Here is a 16894-nt window from a genome sequence, read left to right as displayed (position 1 = left end):
TAGGGATAATCCGAACGGGATCGTGGATGGTTGTGACCATAGCCAGCATCAGGGTTACACCCGATAAGAAATCTGGCAGGATGCGACGCCATGACGCTGATCGCATACCCGCTCTCGGGCGCAATGCCCGACATTCGCCCGGCACGCCCGACGCGTGACTGGATCGACGCCCTGCCGGAGCAGTACGGCTACCGGTGCCTGCCGCTCAACATCGCCAGCATGCACGGATGGGAGGTTTGCTGCCCGGTGCGGGTGACCGCGATGTGGAATGGTGGCGTCGGACTGGACGCCATCACGATTACGGCGGAAGAGCCGCATCCGCTGCAGCCGGCCAGCCATTTCGGCAGCGGCGTGTTGACCTTCCATGTCGCGGCACTGTTCCGCACGCCGCCGGGCATCAATCTGATGGTCACCGGGCCGCTGAACCATCCGAAGCACGGCATCCTCGGCCTGTCCGGCATCATAGAGACCGACTGGTCGCCCTATCCCTTCACCATGAACTGGAAATTCACCGCACCCGGCGTGTCGGTGACTTGGGAGAAGGGCGAACCCTTCGCCCATCTGATGCCGATCCAGCGCGGTCTGGTGGAAGGACTGACGCCGGAGATCCGCGATCTCGACAGCGACCAGGAGATGGCCGCGCAGTACCGCGCTTGGGCGGCGTCGCGCAGCCAGTTCAACAGCGACCTCAAGACTCCGGGCAGTACCGCCGCCCAGGAACGCTGGCAGAAAGGCTATTACCGCGGCAAGAAGCCGGATGGGACCGAGGGGCCCCCGGACCATGAGATCAAGGTGCGGGCCAAGCCGTTTCCGATCGGGTAACGGACCGGCAACGGCATGAGGCCGGCCCCTGCGCTGCAGGGTGGACCGGAAGGCCTGACGGCGTTACAGGGTATCCTGGATGCTGCGCACGAATTCCGGCAGGCCGATCTGACGGCGGCGGCGCAACCGCTCGGCGTGCAGAATCGCTTCCACCGCCGCGATGCTCTCGTCCACGTCGCTGTTGACGATGACGTAGTCGTATTCCGGCCAGTGGCTGATCTCGTTGGACGCCTTCGCCATCCGGTTGGCGATGACCTCCTCCGAATCCTGGCCGCGGCCGCGCAGGCGGCGTTCCAGTTCGCTGACTGAAGGCGGCAGGACGAAGACGCTGACCAGATCGTCGCGGGCGTTCTGGGCCAGCTGCTGCGCGCCCTGCCAGTCGATGGCGAACAGCACGTCGCGGCCGGCGCCCAGGGCATCCTCCACCGCCACCCGCGGCGTGCCGTAGCAGTTGCCGAAGACGCGGGCATGCTCCAGCAGGTCGCCGGTCTCCGCCATGCGGTCGAAGCGCTGCTGGTCGATGAAGTAGTAGTCGAGTCCCTCGACCTCTCCCGGCCGCATCTGCCGGGTGGTCACCGACACCGACATGGTGATGCCGGCGTCACGCTCCAGCAGGCCGCGGGCGATGGTGGTCTTGCCGGCGCCCGACGGTGAGGACAACACCAGCATCAGGCCACGCCGGTGGATCGGGGAGGGGTTGGTCGCAGCCATTGCGCTCACTCGCTGTTGCCGGTCGTTTGGGACCGGTTCATCCGGTATCGGTTCATCCGATGCCGCTCGTCATTCGATGTTTTGGACCTGTTCGCGAAGCTGCTCGATCGAGGCCTTCAGCGACAGGCCGATGCGCGTCAGTTCGACATCCGCCGATTTGGAACACAGTGTGTTGGCTTCGCGGTTGAACTCCTGGCACAGGAAATCGAACCGGCGACCGATCGCACCAGCTTCCGCCATCAGGTCGCGCGCGGCCTGGAGGTGGGCGCGCAGGCGGTCCAACTCCTCCCGGACATCCGCCTTGCCGATCAGGATCGCCGCCTCCTGCGCCAAACGATCTTCCGACAGTGCAGGGAAGGAGCCGAGGATCGCGGCGACCTGGGTGCGCAGCTTCTCACGCAGCGCCTCGGGCTGGGTGGAGGCGCAGGCCGACGCTGCATCCACCAGCCGGGTGATTTCGTCGAGATGGCTGTTCAGCACCTCGGCGATCCGCGCGCCCTCGGCGAGTCGGTTGACCACCAACTGGCCGATCAGCTTGGTCAGATCGCCTTTCAACGCCGATTCGACGCGTTCGCGGGCTCCGGTCTCGTCTTCTTCCACCGGTTCGATGATGCCGCGGACAGCCAGCAGCGAATCCAGCCGCGGCGCGGCGGCACCGGCCCCTTCGATTTCCCGCGCGATCTCGATCACCTGGGCGAGGAGTTCGCGGTTGATGCGCAGTTGCGAGACCGCCTGGGCGCGGTTGACCGTCAGCGTCAGGTTGACGTTGCCGCGGGCCAGGCGCTTGGGAAGTTCGGCACGGGCCGCCGCCTCGACGCCGTCGAAGCCGGAGGGCAGGCGGCAGCGTAGGTCCAGGCTGCGGCCGTTGACGCTCTTGGCTTCGAAGGTCCAGGAAAAGCCGTCGCCATGCCCGTCGACGCGCGCGAAACCGGTCATGCTGGCTATGACGGGACGATGGGCTGGCAAAGGCGGCCTCGTTTGAAAAGGGGTGTCGATGGATGTCGTGCTTATAGATCGGATCGCGCCAAATCGGAATCGATTTGGCGCGATCCGATCGTCACGCATAAAGCTATGGCGTCCTGCGTTTCATGGGAAAGGCAGGACGCCATAAACGTGACATCACCCCACAACAAGCTTCGGCGCCGTGGGGCGACCGACGGACAGGGTGGAGACTTCATGAAGCAGCCGCGTTCCATCGTCATCACCGGCGCCTCCAGCGGCATCGGCGAAGCCCTGGCGCTCCTCTATGCCGCTCCCGGCGTGGCTCTGGCATTGACCGGCCGCGACGCCGTGAGGCTGGAGGCGGTGGCGCAGCGCTGCCGGGCGGCCGGCGGCCGGGTCGAAACCGCGGTGATCGACGTGGCGGAGCGTGCGGCGATGGCCGGATGGCTGACGCGCATCGATGCCGCAACGCCCGTCGATCTGCTGATCGCCAATGCCGGCATGTCGGCGGGCACCGGCGATGGCGGCGAGACGGAGGAGCAGGCGCGTCGCATCCTGGCGGTGAACATCGACGGCGTTCTGAACAGCATCCATCCGCTGCTGCCGGCGATGCGCCTGCGGCGGCGTGGGCAGATCGCCGTCATGGCGTCGCTGGCAGGGTTCCGCGGCCTTCCCGGTGCGCCGGCCTATTGCGCCAGCAAGGCGATGGTGCGGGTTTATGGCGAGGCGTTGCGCGGCGATCTGGCCGGGGAGGGGATAGGCGTGTCGGTGATCTGCCCCGGCTTCGTCAAAAGCCGGATGACCGCGGTGAACCGCTTCCCCATGCCCTTCCTGATGGAGACGGACGCCGCCGCCCGGACCATCCGCCGTGGCCTGGAGCGCAACGCGGCGCGGATCGCCTTCCCCTGGCCGATGCTGGCCGCGGTCTGGCTGCTGGCTTCGCTGCCCCCGGGCTGGACCGACGGGCTGCTGCGTCAGGCGCCCCGCAAGCCCTGACCGGCGCATTCGACCGTCTTGGGCGTCAATCGACCTTGGCGTGGGCAATCGCCTCGCGAACGCTGACGCCCTTGCGCATGATGTTGTCCACCGCGCGACCCTGGACCAGATTGATTCCCATCTTGTGGGCATAGACCAAGCTGGTCACGCTGTCGCAGCGCGCCAGGATGAACTTGCAGCGGTCCTGCTCGGCGATGCGGTCGCGGAAATACTTCTCGAACGACGGGTCCATCTCCAGCATGTCGTTGGACCAGAAAATCTTCGCATAGTCGGCGTTGAGATATTCCAGGTCGAAATTGGTCACCCAGAACGGGTTCAGCCCGTCGACCGCGATCTGGTATCGGCGGTCCTGCGCGAATTCCACCACCTCGTTGAACAGCGACAGGTTCTCGATGAGGTCGCCCTTCGATACCTCGAGCACCACCTGCCCGCGGAAATCGATCGGCAGGCGTTCATCGAACTTCACGAAGCCGGTCGAGATGACGGTGGACAGATTGATGTTGATGCCGATCCGCCGTCCGCGCATGAAGCTCAGCCCATGATTCAAGGCGCGCAACACCGACTGGTCAAGATTCGCGGTGAAGTAATTGAACAGCCATTTGTTGGCGGTGATGTCGTAGTCGGGGCAGAGCCGTTCCTGAAGCAGCTTGATGGAGATATAGAGTTCGAAATACTCCATCTCCGCGTCGCCGGTGCCGATGTTGGCGATGCCCTGGTTGAACAGGAAGGGCGACAGGTCGAACATCTGCATCGAGCGTTCGAGCTTGCCCAGCTCTTCCAGCGGGATCGGCGGTTTGGTCTCGGTGGTGTGGCTGCCGGTCTCGTGTGCCTGTAGTTCCTCGATGAAGCGGATGACGTTGATGAAGTTCAACGCCAGTTCCATGATCGAATAGAGCGAATATTCCTTATAAGGATTCGGCCCGGTCAGCGTCGTCTTCGACAGGAAGACCTGCTCAACCGTCTGGCAGACGTCGGTCACGCCCGTCAGTTTCAGCCCTTTGTAGAGGATGATGACGTCGCCGTTGGAGATGTTGAAGGACTGCAGGTAGGAAGCCTTGCTCGCCAGTTCCTGGATGATGGACCGCACCATCATCTGGCTCGTCGGGTCGCGGTCCTTCAGCAGCGACAGATGCATGTGGATCAGGCGCATGCCCTGCAGCTCGCTCTTCGCCGACCGCAGCAGGTTCAGAAGCTTGTCGTTGTCGAAGTCCGGCTTCTGATCCTTGGCGGCGGCGACGGCGGCCTGCTTTTCCGTCGTGGAAAGCCGGACACGGTCCCGTCCAATGGGTGGTCTGCCGCCAAACCTGCTCATACCTTGCTCACTCCCACAACAAGCATCGCGCCTGCCAACCACCCATGTCGTCGACCGCTCTTTGCCCGGCAGCCTTTTGGTTTCCGCCGGGAGATTCCACCCAGCCGGATTGGTCGGCCCGCAGACCGGCCAGGATGCTCCCGGTCCGTTTGATGCTGCGAAGCCGAACGATCTTAAGGGTAACTTTCTTTAAAAAGCCCTTAAGACAAAAGTCCGGGCGCAAGAGGCGCCCGGACGGTTGCAAAAGGCATCGCAGTCATCGAAGCGACGCCATTCGAAAAGGTCAAGTTTCCGAATCGGTCGATGCCGCAGCCGGACGTGGTTCGCCAGCAGGAACGATGCGGACGCGGCGATCGATGACCGCAAGTCCGATCTTTCCGTGCTTCAAGGCAAGCGCATCATTGCCGAACAGTTCGCGCCGCCATCCTTGCATCGCCGGAATGTCTGCATCGTCATCGGCAGCCAGCGCTTCCAGATCGGCCGAAGATGCCACCAGCTTCGCCGCGACATTGTTCTCGTCGCACTTCATTTTCAGCAGCACGCGCAGCAGCTCGACGATGGGCTGCAGGCCGGGCGGCGCCTCCTCGCGCGGTTCGACGCGGGGCAGGGCGCTCTCAGGCAGGTCCAGCCCCGCCTGTACCGCGGCCAGTACGTCGGTTCCCTGGCGCCCCTCGGCAAAGCCGCGGCCCAGTCCGCGGGTGCGGGCGAGGTCGTCGACCGTGGTGGGGGCATGGGCGGCGATCTCCAGCAGAGCCTCGTCGCGCAGCACGCGGGACCGCGGCTGGTCGCGGCGCTGCGCCTCCCGCTCCCGCCACGCCGCCAGCTCCTTCAGGATCGCCATGAAGCGCGGCTTGTTGGTCCGCACCTTCAGCCGCAGATACGAGCTGTCCGGGTCGACCTGATAGGTGCGCGGATCGGTCAGGATCGCCATCTCCTCTTCCAGCCAATGCGATCGGCCGGACCGGGCGAGGCGGCGCTTCAGCTTCTCATAGGCCGGGCGCAGGTGGATGACGTCGGACAGGGCATAGGTCAGCTGGCGGTCGGTCAGGGGCCGGTGCGACCAGTCCGTGAAGCGGCTGGACTTGTCGATGCGGGCGCCGGCCAGCTTGGTCACCAGCGTCTCGTAGCCGACGCTCTCGCCGAAGCCGCAGACCATCGCCGCGACCTGGGTGTCGAACAGCGGATGGGGGATCTGCCCGGACAGATGCCAGAAGATCTCGACGTCCTGGCGGGCGGCGTGGAACACCTTCAGCACTGACGGGTCGCTCATCAGCGCGAACAGCGGCGCCAGGTCGATGCCGTCGGCCAGCGGGTCGATGGCGACCGCGCCGTCGGGCCCGCCGACCTGGACGAGGCACAGTTGCGGCCAATAGGTCTTTTCCCGCAGGAACTCGGTGTCGACCGTGATGTATTCGGTCCCTGCCAGCGACTGACAGAAGGCCTGGAGGGCGTCGGTTGTCGTGATGAGCGTCATGGTTGCTTCATACACGACCGAACGGGCGCATGAAAGTCCGCCGACGTGCGGAGCAGGGCACGCGCCGGAAAATGGATGCGACGGCGAGGTGGGATGGACGGGGGCGGATTTTTCGCGTTCGTCTGACCTTGTGGTGGCAAGGATGATAGGATCGGTCCGAACGGCCGGCACGCCGGTGGATTGAACGGTTGAACAGGGGGACGCAGGATGGTGCATACTGTTTCAAACGTTCCATTGCCGTCCCTGCGGGCCAGCGCGCCGCCCTCTCGCGGCTTGACTTTCGCGCGCGTCCGGTGTGGTGTGTCGGACCGCTTTTTCCGCCGGAATCCGCCCTTTTCAAGGTGTTTCGACCCATGCACCCCTACCGCACGCACACCTGCGGCCAGCTTCGTGAAGAGAATGCCGGTGAAACCGTCCGCCTGTCGGGCTGGATGAACCGGAAGCGCGACCATGGACAGCTGCTGTTCATCGACCTGCGCGACCATTACGGCCTGACGCAGTGCGTGGTCGATACCTCCAACCCGGCCTTCGAGGTCGCGAACCGGCTGAAGCTGGAATCGGTGATCACCGTCACCGGCAAGGTGGTGAAGCGCACGGCCGAGACCATCAACGACAAGCTGCCCACCGGCCGCATCGAACTGCAGATCGCCGAGCTGACCGCGGAAGGCGAGGCGGAGCAGATCCCGCTGCAGGTCAACCAGGACACCGACGCCGGCGAGGACGTTCGCCTGCGCTACCGTTTCCTCGACCTGCGCCGCGAGCGCATCCACGAGAACATCATGCTGCGCTCGCGCGTGATCGCCTCGGCGCGCCGCCGCATGATCGACCAGGGCTTCACCGAATTCCAGACGCCGATCCTCACCGCCTCCTCGCCCGAAGGCGCGCGTGACTATCTGGTGCCCAGCCGCAACCATCCCGGCAAGTTCTACGCCCTGCCGCAGGCGCCGCAGCAGTTCAAGCAGCTGCTGATGGTCGCCGGCTTCGACCGCTACTTCCAGATCGCTCCCTGCTTCCGCGACGAGGATGCCCGCGCCGACCGCAGCCCGGGCGAGTTCTACCAGCTCGATTTCGAGATGTCCTTCGTCACCCAGGAAGACGTCTTCGCGGCGATCGAGCCTGTGCTGCACGGCATCTTCGAAGAGTTCGGCGGCTTCCGCCGCGACTCGAAGCCGGTGATCGACCAGCTGCCGTTCCGCCGGATCTCCTTCGCCGAATCGATGCTGAAATACGGCAACGACAAGCCGGATCTGCGCAACCCGCTGGTCATCACCGACGTGACCGAGGTGTTCAAGCGCGACGACGTCGAATTCCGCGCCTTCAAGCAGACGCTGGAGAAGGGCGGCGTCGTCCGCGCCATCCGCGCGCCCAAGGTCTCCGACCGTCCGCGCAGCTTCTTCGACAAGCTGAACGACTGGGCCCGCGGACTGGGTGCGCCGGGGCTCGGCTACATCGTCATGGAAGCCGGCGGCGGCAAGGGGCCGATCGCCAAGTTCGTGCCGGAGGCGGCCCAGGCCGCCCTGCGTGAACTGGCCGGTCTCGAGGACGGCGACGCGATCTTCTTCGTCTGCGACCAGCCCGGCCCGGCGGCCAAGCTGGCCGGCTTCGCCCGCACCCGCATCGGCGAGGAACTGGACCTGATCGAGAAGAACGCCTTCCGCTTCTGCTGGATCGTCGACTTCCCGATGTATGAGCTGGACGAGGAGACCAACAAGGTCATCTTCAGCCACAACCCCTTCTCAATGCCCCAGGGCGGCCTGAAGGCGCTGGAGACGATGAACCCGCTCGACATCAAGGCCTACCAGTACGACATCGTCTGCAACGGCGTGGAGCTGTCCTCGGGCGCCATCCGCAACCATCTGCCGGAAGTGATGTACAAGGCCTTCGAGATCGCCGGCTATCCGCCGGAGGAGCTCGAGGCCCGGTTCGGCGGCATGCTGAGCGCGTTCAAGCTGGGCGCCCCGCCGCATGGCGGTTCGGCCCCGGGCATCGACCGCATCGTCATGCTGCTGGCCGACGAGCCGAACATCCGCGAGGTCATCGCCTTCCCGCTGAACCAGCGGGCCGAAGACCTGCTGATGCAGGCCCCGGCGCCGGTCGACACCGCGCGCTTGCGGGAACTGCACCTGAAGCTCGACTTGCCGAAGCCGAAAATCGCCGCTCCGTCGGTGCCGCAGGCTTAAAGCCGGAACATTCGTAATGATTGGAAAAGGCCGCGCCGTTAAAGCGCGGCCTTTTCCAATTACGGAAAGATTTTCGTCTTACCGGTGACTTTCTTCGCCTTGATGGTGTTGATCGCATCGATGAAGCTCTGTCGGGTGGCTTCCTGGCCGAATTCCGCCTCGACGGGCTTCAGCGTGAACATCACGGCGGCCATCGATTGGTAGAAGGACATATAGGTGAGGTTCAGCCCGGCGCCGGCCACAGCCCCGGCGATCGGTACGGATTGCGCGACGATCTTGGGCGACAGCGTTATCGCGAAGCGGCTCGCGATTTTCGTGATCATTTCGGCAAACTTCGGCGCGGCGATGTTCGCCCCGACTCGCGAAGCGACGAAGAGGGCATCCGCCTCGTCATCGTCGTCCAACGGTCCACCCAACGCGAAGACCTGGAGACAGGCCAGCTGCACCGCCGGATCTTTCAGATCCGCACCCTTGGATCGGGCCACGTCGGCAATCGACCGCAGGATCGCGGTGGTGGTCACGGGCAATTCCGCCAGAATCCCCGGTGCGCCGAAAAAGCCGCCCGCCGCACCGGTCGCTGCCCCCAGCAACTTGTAAAGACCTTTGGAAGCTTCCTTCCCCGTCTCGTCATCCATGTTCAGGATCGCCACTTTGAAAGCCCGATCCAGCGCCGACCGAAGCGAATCGTGCAGCGAGCCACGGATACTCTCGGGCAACATATTCATCGCCCCGTCGACGGTGCTGCCCAGCTTGGCCACCGCGGACATCAGAATCCCCTGCGCCGCCATATATTGCTCTGCGGCGCCTTCCACCACGGACAGGGCTTTTGCATCCAAAGTCATCTGAGTCGTCCACCGAAATAACAATGACTACGTTACGCTACACCGCCGGTCTGCAAGCGGCCAACGGATCAACCGCTCCGGATATGGCGCGGTTCCTTGCCGGCGTCATCGTCTCGGTCGAACCGGGGAAACCCGGCTTGACGGGAGTGGGCAAGGCCAAACATCCGTCCGCTCCAGAGTGCTGAGAACAAGGCGAACGGATCGCAACGACAAAAAGACTCACCGTCTCCGCGTCGCTGTTGCCAAAGTGATGCAAGAGAGCTATGTAAGCGCCGTCGTCAAAACCTCACGCGGGCTGGCGGACCCTCGGTTTTACCCCGATGGCCCGATCCGGTGTCTTCAGCCATGGTTTCCATGCGCTATCGACAATGCCCGCGGCGGAGCAACCGGAAAAAGGGATTTTTTCCACATGACCATGCCCACCTTCACCATGCGCCAGCTGCTGGAAGCCGGTGTCCACTTCGGTCACCACACCCGCCGCTGGAACCCGAAGATGAACCAGTACATCTTCGGCGTGCGCAATGGCGTGCACATCATCGACCTCGAGCAAACCGTCCCGATGCTGCACCGCGCCCTGCAGGCCGTGCGTGACGTCGTCGCCGGCGGCGGTCGCGTCCTGTTCGTCGGCACCAAGCGCCAGGCTCAGGAGCGGATCGCCGAGGCTGCCGCCAAGTGCGGCCAGTACTACGTCAACCACCGCTGGCTCGGCGGCATGCTGACCAACTGGAAGACGATCTCCCAGTCGATCAAGCGCCTGCGCGAGATGGAAGAGCGTCTGGGCGCCGACACCTCGGGCCTGACCAAGCGCGAAATCCTCGAGCTGACCCGCGAGCGCGACAAGCTGGAGCGTGCGTTGGGCGGCATCAAGGAGATGGGCGGCCTGCCGGACGTCATCTTCATCATCGACACCAACAAGGAGTCGATCGCGGTCAAGGAAGCCAACAAGCTCGGCATCCCGGTCATCGCGGTCCTCGACAGCAACTCCGATCCGGACGGCGTGGCCTTCCCGATCCCCGGCAACGACGACGCGCTGCGCGCCATCGAGATGTACTGCGACCTGACGGTCGGCGCGGTGCTCGACGGCCTGCAGGCCGAGATGAGCGCTGCCGGCATCGATGTCGGCGCCGCCGAGGATGCCCCGGCCGAGCAGCTGCCGGAAGAAGAGACCGCCGAGACCGCCGCCCAGGCCTGACCCTGACGGTTGAAGGGCAGCCGGGCCTTATGACCTATGGCCCGGCTGCCTTTTTTATGGGCTGCCTTTTTGATGGGTTGCCACCCGTTTTGACTTTGTGACTCAATCCGATCCGCCTGCCGGATCGCTTGGAAGGAAGAGGGCGCAACATGGCCGAGATTACCGCCTCGCTCGTCAAGGATCTGCGCGAGAAGACCGGCGCGGGCATGATGGACTGCAAGAAGGCGCTGAACGAGACGCAGGGCGACCTCGAGGGCGCCGTCGACTGGCTGCGCAAGAAGGGCCTCGCCGCTGCCGCCAAGAAGTCGGGCCGCGTCGCCGCCGAGGGTCTGGTCGCCGTCGCCACCGCCGGCACCAAGGGTGCCGTCGTCGAGGTGAACGCCGAGACCGACTTCGTCGCCCGCAACGACAAGTTCCAGGCTTTCGCCGCCAAGTGCGCCGAGCTGGCCCTGGCCACTGGCGGCGACGTCGAGGCTCTGAAGGCCGCCGCCTATCCGGGCACCTCGCACACCGCCCAGGACGAGCTGACCAGCCTGATCGCCACCGTCGGCGAGAACATGAACCTGCGCCGCTCCGTCACCCTGTCGGTCTCGGCCGGCGTGGTGGTCAGCTACGTCCACTCGGCCATCGCGCCGGGCCTGGGCAAGATCGGCGTTCTGGTCGCCCTGGAGTCGACCGGCGACGCCGCCAAGCTCGCCGAGCTGGGCAAGCAGATCGCCATGCACATCGCCGCCGCCCGTCCGGACGCGCTGGACATCGCCGATGTCGACAGCTCCTCGCTGGAGCGCGAGCGCAACGTGCTGGCCGAACAGGCCCGCGCTTCGGGCAAGCCGGAGAACATCATCGAGAAGATGGTCGAGGGCCGCGTTCGCAAGTTCTACGAGGAAGTCTGCCTGCTGGAGCAGACCTACGTGATCGACGGCGAGACCAAGGTCCGCAAGGTGGTGGAGAACACCGCCAAGGACATCGGCGCTCCGGTCAAGGTCACCGGCTTCACCCGCTTCGCGCTGGGCGAGGGCATCGAGAAGGCCCAGTCGGACTTCGCCGCCGAAGTCGCCGCCGCCGCCGGTGGTCAGGGCTGAGACCGGTAAGGTCGAACGCTTAGGTCCGTCTGCCGCATTCCGAAACAGCAAGGGAGCGTTCCCCCCATGGTCGAAGCCACCGGGACCACCGCACCGGCCGAGGGCACCCGCTACAAGCGGGTCCTCCTCAAGGTGTCGGGCGAAGCGCTGATGGGTCAGCGCGACTACGGCCTGGACCCGGAGATGGTCAACCGCATCGCCAACGAGGTGAAGACGGTCATCGGTCTCGGCGTCCAGGTCTGTCTGGTCATCGGCGGGGGGAACATCTTCCGGGGTGTGAAGGGTGCGGCGAACGGCATGGAGCGTGCCTCGGCCGACTATATCGGCATGCTCGCCACCGTGATGAACGCGCTCTCCATGCAGAGCGCGCTCGAACGGATGGGCGTCAGCACGCGCGTGCAGTCGGCCATTCCCATGTCGACGGTCTGCGAGCCCTATATCCGGCGCCGCGCCGTTCGCCACATGGAAAAGGGCCGGGTGGTGATCTTCGCCGCCGGTACCGGCAACCCCTTCTTCACCACCGACACCGCCGCGGCGCTCCGCGCTTCGGAGATGGGCTGCGATGGCCTGCTGAAGGGGACGCAGGTCGACGGCGTCTATACCGCCGATCCGAAGAAGGATCCGACGGCCGAGCATTACGAACGCCTCACCTACATGGACGTCCTGACCAAGGAACTCCAGGTGATGGACGCTTCGGCGATCGCGCTGTCGCGCGAGAACCATATTCCCATCCTGGTCTTCTCGATCCACACGCCCGGCGCCTTCGCCGAAGTGATGCAGGGCCGTGGCAAGTACACCATCATAACGGAAGAAAGGGAGTAGGCCCGTGGCTGCGCCCGACCTATCGGATCTGAAGCGCCGCATGGAAGGCGCGCTTGACTCGTTTCGCAAGGAACTCAGCGGTCTGCGCACCGGCCGCGCCTCTTCCAACCTGCTGGAGCCGGTGACGGTCGAGGCCTATGGCAGCCGTGTGCCCCTGCGCGAGGTCGCGACGGTCTCCGTTCCGGAGCCGCGCCTGATCTCGGTCCAGGTATGGGACCGCGGCTTGGCCAAGGCGGTCGAGAAGGCCATCCGCGACAGCGGCCTGGGCCTGAACCCGCAGGCCGAAGGCCAGGTCATCCGGGTTCCGCTACCCGACCTGACGCAGGAGCGCCGTGCCGAACTGGCGAAGGTCGCGCACAAATACGCCGAGCATGCGCGCGTTGCCGTTCGCAACATCCGTCGCGACGGAATGGACGGTCTTAAGAAGGCCGAAAAGGCCAGCGAGATTACCCAGGACGAACACAAGGTCCAGTCGGACAAGGTGCAGGTGTTGACCGACCAGTACATCAAGCTGGTCGACGATTCGCTTGCGCAAAAAGAAAAGGAAATCATGCAGGTCTGAACCGGAATGCGCGACGCGGACGACAACCGGTCCAACACGGCCCCGACGCACGTCGCCATCATCATGGATGGCAATGGGCGCTGGGCCAAGGCGCGCGGCCTGCCGCGCACCGCCGGTCACAAGAAGGGCGTGGACGCTGTCCGCCGCACCGTGGAAGCGGCGCGCGAACTCGGCATCGGCACTCTGACGATCTTCAGTTTTTCTTCGGAGAACTGGCGTCGGCCGGAAGAGGAGGTCAGCGACCTTATGGGTCTGCTGCGCTTCTACCTGCGCAGCGAAGTCGCCGAGTTGCACCGGGGGGGCGTCCGCCTGCGTGTCATCGGCGACCGGTCCCGCCTGTCCGCCGACATCAACCGGCTGATCGACAATGCCGAAGATATGACCCGCGACAACCGGGTGATGACCCTGGTGGTCGCGCTCAGCTACGGGTCCCGTCTGGAGATCGTCCAGGCTGCCCGCCGTTTGGCGGAAGAGGTGGCTGCCGGTCGCCTGACGCCGGAGGCCATCGACGAGAGCGCGCTGTCGGCGCGGCTCTACACGGCCGACATTCCCGACCCCGACCTGATCATCCGCACCAGCGGCGAGAAGCGGATCAGCAATTTCCTGCTCTGGCAGGCGGCTTACACCGAGCTGGTCTTCGTGGACACCCTGTGGCCCGATTTCACCAAGCGCGATCTGGAGGCGGCGATTGAAGAGTTCCACCGAAGGGAACGCCGCTTCGGCGCCACCACCGCCGGATCCCACTGACACTCCAGTTTCCGCCGCCGCGCCGCCAACCACGTCCAGGGCCGGGGACCTCAAGGTCCGCGTCCTGTCGGCTCTGGTGATGGCGCCGGTCGTGCTGGGTGCCGTCTGGCTCGGCGGATGGGTCTTCCATGCCCTGATCGCTTTCGGATCGGTGGTCGCCGTTTCCGAATGGACCAACATCGTCCCCAGCGCCCGGCGTCTGCCGGCCCGGCTGATGGCTGCGATCGGCATCGTGGTCGCGCTGATGGTGCAGCTCGCCGCCGGCCCAGCCGCCGCGTTGGGGGCTGCGGCAGCCTTCGCCGTTCTGACCGCCGTCGTCGGCGGCGGCCCCGACCGGGGGCTGCTGGGCTTCGGCGTCTTGTATGTCGCTGTCGGCATGGCCGGCCTGATGTGGCTGCGCGATCTGCCGGACGTCGGGCTTTCCCTTTTCCTGTTCGTGCTCATCGCCATCTGGGCGACCGATATCGGCGCCTATGCCGCCGGACGCAGCATCGGCGGCCCAAAGCTCGCGCCGCGAATCAGCCCGAAGAAGACCTGGGCCGGGCTGATCGGCGGCATGGCGTCGTCCGCCCTGTTCGGTTGGCTGGTGGCGCTTGCCTTCGGGGCGTCGCGTCCGGATATCGCCCTGGTCTTGGGTGCCGCCGTCGCTGTCGTCGGCCAAGCCGGTGACCTGTTCGAATCGGCCTTGAAGCGGCGCTACAATGTGAAGGACAGCGGCCAGCTCATTCCCGGGCATGGCGGCATCCTCGACCGCATCGATGGGCTACTAGCCGCAGCCCCGGTGTTGGCCTTGTTCCACGCGGCTGTTGGAACGGTTCTGTCATGGTGGTGAAAGCGGAAGCGGCGCCTGATGCGCCGCGGAGCGTGACGATCCTCGGGTCCACGGGCTCGGTCGGAACGCAGACCGTGGACCTCGTTTCCCGCGATCCCGAGCGCTTTCCGGTCGAGGCGCTGACCGCCAACCGCAATGTCACCCTGTTGGCGCAGCAGGCCCGGCAGCTGAATGCCCGCATGGCCGTGGTCGCCGACCCTGCCGCCTACGCCGAACTGAAAGATCTGCTGTCCGGCTCCGGGATCGAGGTCGCCGCCGGTTCGGACGCAGTGGCTGCGGCCGCGGAGCGTCCGGCCGATTGGGTGATGGCCGCCATCGTCGGCGCCGCCGGGCTGGAGCCGACCCTCGCCGCGGTCCGCCGGGGCGCCATCGTCGCCTTCGCCAACAAGGAGGTGCTGGTCTGTGCCGGCGCCTTGATGATGGAAGAGGTGAAGACGCACGGCGCCACGCTTCTACCGGTCGACAGCGAGCATTCGGCCATCTACCAGGTTTTCGACTTCGAACGCACCGACAGCGTTGCACGCCTGATCCTGACGGCATCCGGCGGCCCCTTCCGCACCAGGGACCGCGGGTTCATGGCCGCGGCGACACGGGAACAGGCGGTGGCCCATCCGACCTGGGAGATGGGCGCCAAGATTTCCGTGGACAGCGCGACGATGATGAACAAGGGACTTGAGTTGATCGAGGCCCATTTCCTGTTCGGCATTCCTGAAGACCGCATCGATGTGCTGGTCCACCCGCAGTCAGTCGTTCATTCGCTGGTGGAATATGTCGACGGTTCGGTCCTTGCTCAGCTCGGAACGCCCGACATGCGCACACCCATCGCCTACTCCCTCGGCTGGCCCGCGCGCATCGCCACCCCGGCAGAGCGGCTGGATCTGGTCAAGGCGGCGACGCTGACCTTCGAAGCGCCGGATCCCGTGCGATTCCCGGCACTTCGGCTGGCCCGGGCCGCCTTGCAAAGCGGTGGGGGCGCTCCTACTATACTGAGTGCCGCCAATGAGGTGGCCGTTCAGGCGTTTCTCGACCGCCGGATCGGCTTTCTCGACATCGAACGCATCGTCGAGGAGACGTTGGCGGCGTTGCCCCACCGCCCGCTGCGCGATCTCGCCGCCGTGCGGGAGGCCGATGCGGATGCGAGGCGGGAAGCCGCCGGCCGCGTGACGGCCATCGGTGCGACGGCGGTTGGCAGCCGATGATCCGCGTTCGAGGCGCTGGAAGGCGCAAGGGTTGATATGGACGTTATCGGCGGTTTCTGGACTTCGGTGCTGGCTTTCCTGTTGGTCCTCACCGTGCTCGTCTTCGTGCACGAGCTTGGTCACTATCTGGTCGCGCGCCGCAACGGCGTGCGGATCGAGACCTTCTCCATCGGCTTCGGACCGGAATTGTTCGGGTTCACCGACAGGGTCGGCACACGCTGGAAGTTCAGCGCGCTTCCGCTCGGCGGCTACGTCAAGATGTTCGGCGATGCCGATCCCGCCAGCACGCCCGGCGCTCATCTGACCGCCATGTCCCCGGAGGAGCGCGCAGTTTCGTTCCACCACAAGCGGGTGGGGCAGCGCGCGGCGATCGTCGCGGCCGGTCCGATCGCCAACTTCGTCTTCTCCATTGTCGTCTTGGCTCTGCTGTTCATGACCGCTGGCCAGTCCTTCACTCCGCCGGACGTTGGCGGCGTGCAGCCGGGCAGTGCGGCGGAGCGTGCCGGGATTCAGCCGGGCGACCTGATCCTGTCGGTCGACGGCACCGGCGTGCAGCGATTCGAGGAAATTCGCCAGATCGTCTCGATCCGTCCGGGAGAGCCCCTGGCCGTCGAATTGAAGCGCGACGGCCGGGTGATGACCCTGACGGCGACGCCGGATTCCCAGTCCGTGACTGACCGACTCGGCAATGCCCACCAGATCGGGTTGCTCGGTATCAGCCGTGGCAGCGTCGGGATGATGCGTCATGACCCGCTGACCGCAGTCTGGCAGGCGGGACGAGAAGTCGCAGGCATGGTCACCGGCACCTTCACCGCACTGGGCCAGATGGTCCAAGGATCGCGCGGAACGGAAGAGTTGGGCGGGCCGTTGCGCATCGCCCAGATGTCGGGCGAGGTGGCGCAATCCGGCTGGTATCCCCTGGTGTGGTTCATGACCTTCCTGTCGGTCAATCTGGGGCTGATCAACCTGTTTCCGGTGCCGATGCTGGACGGTGGACACCTGCTTTTTTACGGCATCGAAAAGCTGCTCGGCCGGCCTCTCGGAGCGAGAGCGCAAGAATACGGTTTCCGAATTGGATTGGCCTTGGTATTAACGCTCATGGTCTTCGCCACGTGGAACGACCTTGTTCAATTGCGCGTGGTCGATTTCTTCCGGGGACTGGTTTCCTAAAACCAGCCC

At 65.2% G+C, this 16894-nt stretch carries 16 protein-coding genes; 11 read left to right on the top strand and 5 right to left on the bottom strand.

Going from position 1 to position 16894, the window contains the following annotated elements:
• The first annotated feature begins 90 nt into the window (after window positions 1-90).
• Window positions 91-822, top strand: a complete 732-nt coding sequence (locus JHL17_RS02010; protein ID WP_200190382.1) for a DUF6065 family protein — start codon at window positions 91-93, stop codon at window positions 820-822.
• 63 nt (window positions 823-885) lie between these two features.
• On the opposite strand, the gene gmk is transcribed toward JHL17_RS02010, so the two are convergent.
• Together gmk and JHL17_RS02000 are read right to left on the bottom strand one after the other, a co-directional pair.
• On the bottom strand, window positions 886-1533 hold the full coding sequence (gene gmk, locus JHL17_RS02005; protein ID WP_200190381.1) for a guanylate kinase: 648 nt from the start codon (window positions 1531-1533) through the stop codon (window positions 886-888).
• 69 nt (window positions 1534-1602) lie between these two features.
• A complete protein-coding gene (locus JHL17_RS02000) occupies window positions 1603-2469 on the bottom strand; it encodes a YicC/YloC family endoribonuclease (protein ID WP_200190515.1) in 867 nt (288 codons plus the stop codon).
• 240 nt (window positions 2470-2709) lie between these two features.
• Here JHL17_RS02000 and JHL17_RS01995 point away from each other — a divergent pair, with 240 nt between their 5' ends.
• Window positions 2710-3471 carry an SDR family NAD(P)-dependent oxidoreductase gene (locus JHL17_RS01995; RefSeq protein WP_200190380.1) on the top strand — a complete coding sequence of 254 codons (762 nt, stop codon included), beginning with the start codon at window positions 2710-2712 and terminating at the stop codon, window positions 3469-3471.
• Between the two features lie 25 nt (window positions 3472-3496).
• On the opposite strand, the gene JHL17_RS01990 is transcribed toward JHL17_RS01995, so the two are convergent.
• Window positions 3497-4783 carry an EAL domain-containing protein gene (locus JHL17_RS01990; protein ID WP_200190379.1) on the bottom strand — a complete coding sequence of 429 codons (1287 nt, stop codon included), beginning with the start codon at window positions 4781-4783 and terminating at the stop codon, window positions 3497-3499.
• Window positions 4784-5066: 283 nt separating this feature from the next.
• Window positions 5067-6257 (bottom strand): ribonuclease D, encoded by a 1191-nt coding sequence (gene rnd / locus JHL17_RS01985; protein WP_200190378.1) that lies wholly within the window; start codon window positions 6255-6257, stop codon window positions 5067-5069.
• Between the two features lie 353 nt (window positions 6258-6610).
• Here rnd and aspS point away from each other — a divergent pair, with 353 nt between their 5' ends.
• Window positions 6611-8437, top strand: coding sequence for an aspartate--tRNA ligase (aspS, locus tag JHL17_RS01980; RefSeq protein ID WP_200190377.1), 1827 nt, complete (start codon window positions 6611-6613; stop codon window positions 8435-8437).
• Between the two features lie 59 nt (window positions 8438-8496).
• Here the strand turns inward: aspS and JHL17_RS01975 are convergent, their stop codons facing one another.
• Complete coding sequence (locus JHL17_RS01975; protein WP_200190376.1) at window positions 8497-9279, bottom strand: EcsC family protein; 783 nt, start codon at window positions 9277-9279, stop codon at window positions 8497-8499.
• 409 nt (window positions 9280-9688) lie between these two features.
• On the opposite strand from JHL17_RS01975, the gene rpsB reads away from it, so the two are divergent.
• The 8 genes from rpsB (at window position 9689) to rseP (ending at window position 16885) form a co-directional block, all read left to right on the top strand.
• A complete protein-coding gene (rpsB, locus tag JHL17_RS01970) occupies window positions 9689-10471 on the top strand; it encodes a 30S ribosomal protein S2 (RefSeq protein ID WP_200190375.1) in 783 nt (260 codons plus the stop codon).
• A gap of 149 nt (window positions 10472-10620) precedes the next feature.
• Window positions 10621-11553 carry a translation elongation factor Ts gene (gene tsf, locus JHL17_RS01965; RefSeq protein ID WP_200190374.1) on the top strand — a complete coding sequence of 311 codons (933 nt, stop codon included), beginning with the start codon at window positions 10621-10623 and terminating at the stop codon, window positions 11551-11553.
• A 66-nt stretch (window positions 11554-11619) separates the two neighbouring features.
• Window positions 11620-12375, top strand: a complete 756-nt coding sequence (gene pyrH, locus JHL17_RS01960; RefSeq protein ID WP_200190373.1) for a UMP kinase — start codon at window positions 11620-11622, stop codon at window positions 12373-12375.
• Window positions 12376-12379: 4 nt separating this feature from the next.
• On the top strand, window positions 12380-12937 hold the full coding sequence (gene frr, locus JHL17_RS01955; RefSeq protein WP_200190372.1) for a ribosome recycling factor: 558 nt from the start codon (window positions 12380-12382) through the stop codon (window positions 12935-12937).
• Window positions 12938-12943: 6 nt separating this feature from the next.
• Entirely contained in the window at window positions 12944-13684 is a 741-nt protein-coding gene (locus tag JHL17_RS01950) for an isoprenyl transferase (RefSeq protein WP_200190371.1), read from the top strand.
• Window positions 13626-14516 (top strand): phosphatidate cytidylyltransferase, encoded by an 891-nt coding sequence (locus tag JHL17_RS01945; protein WP_200190370.1) that lies wholly within the window; start codon window positions 13626-13628, stop codon window positions 14514-14516. The genes JHL17_RS01950 and JHL17_RS01945 overlap by 59 nt, the downstream gene beginning before the upstream one ends.
• Complete coding sequence (locus tag JHL17_RS01940) at window positions 14507-15715, top strand: 1-deoxy-D-xylulose-5-phosphate reductoisomerase (protein ID WP_200190369.1); 1209 nt, start codon at window positions 14507-14509, stop codon at window positions 15713-15715. Before JHL17_RS01945 ends, JHL17_RS01940 begins: the two co-directional genes overlap by 10 nt.
• 36 nt (window positions 15716-15751) lie before the next feature.
• On the top strand, window positions 15752-16885 hold the full coding sequence (rseP, locus tag JHL17_RS01935) for an RIP metalloprotease RseP (protein ID WP_200190368.1): 1134 nt from the start codon (window positions 15752-15754) through the stop codon (window positions 16883-16885).
• Window positions 16886-16894 lie beyond the last annotated feature (9 nt).

It is taken from the genome of Azospirillum endophyticum (assembly GCF_016595245.1).
Lineage (GTDB): Bacteria > Pseudomonadota > Alphaproteobacteria > Azospirillales > Azospirillaceae > Azospirillum > Azospirillum endophyticum.
This window is presented reverse-complemented; position numbering and strand designations above follow the sequence as displayed.

Excerpts from the sequence above, each read along its gene's own strand:
- JHL17_RS01940 (WP_200190369.1), top strand. The coding sequence starts at position 14,507 with ATGGTGGTGAAAGCGGAAGCGGCGCCTGATGCGCCGCGGAGCGTGACG.
- pyrH (WP_200190373.1), top strand. The coding sequence starts at position 11,620 with ATGGTCGAAGCCACCGGGACCACCGCACCGGCCGAGGGCACCCGCTAC.
- JHL17_RS01995 (WP_200190380.1), top strand. The coding sequence starts at position 2,710 with ATGAAGCAGCCGCGTTCCATCGTCATCACCGGCGCCTCCAGCGGCATC.
- rnd (WP_200190378.1), bottom strand. The coding sequence starts at position 6,257 with ATGACGCTCATCACGACAACCGACGCCCTCCAGGCCTTCTGTCAGTCG.
- tsf (WP_200190374.1), top strand. The coding sequence starts at position 10,621 with ATGGCCGAGATTACCGCCTCGCTCGTCAAGGATCTGCGCGAGAAGACC.
- JHL17_RS01975 (WP_200190376.1), bottom strand. The coding sequence starts at position 9,279 with ATGACTTTGGATGCAAAAGCCCTGTCCGTGGTGGAAGGCGCCGCAGAG.
- JHL17_RS01990 (WP_200190379.1), bottom strand. The coding sequence starts at position 4,783 with ATGAGCAGGTTTGGCGGCAGACCACCCATTGGACGGGACCGTGTCCGG.
- JHL17_RS01950 (WP_200190371.1), top strand. The coding sequence starts at position 12,944 with ATGCGCGACGCGGACGACAACCGGTCCAACACGGCCCCGACGCACGTC.
- JHL17_RS02000 (WP_200190515.1), bottom strand. The coding sequence starts at position 2,469 with ATGACCGGTTTCGCGCGCGTCGACGGGCATGGCGACGGCTTTTCCTGG.
- gmk (WP_200190381.1), bottom strand. The coding sequence starts at position 1,533 with ATGGCTGCGACCAACCCCTCCCCGATCCACCGGCGTGGCCTGATGCTG.
- JHL17_RS02010 (WP_200190382.1), top strand. The coding sequence starts at position 91 with ATGACGCTGATCGCATACCCGCTCTCGGGCGCAATGCCCGACATTCGC.
- rseP (WP_200190368.1), top strand. The coding sequence starts at position 15,752 with ATGGACGTTATCGGCGGTTTCTGGACTTCGGTGCTGGCTTTCCTGTTG.
- aspS (WP_200190377.1), top strand. The coding sequence starts at position 6,611 with ATGCACCCCTACCGCACGCACACCTGCGGCCAGCTTCGTGAAGAGAAT.
- rpsB (WP_200190375.1), top strand. The coding sequence starts at position 9,689 with ATGACCATGCCCACCTTCACCATGCGCCAGCTGCTGGAAGCCGGTGTC.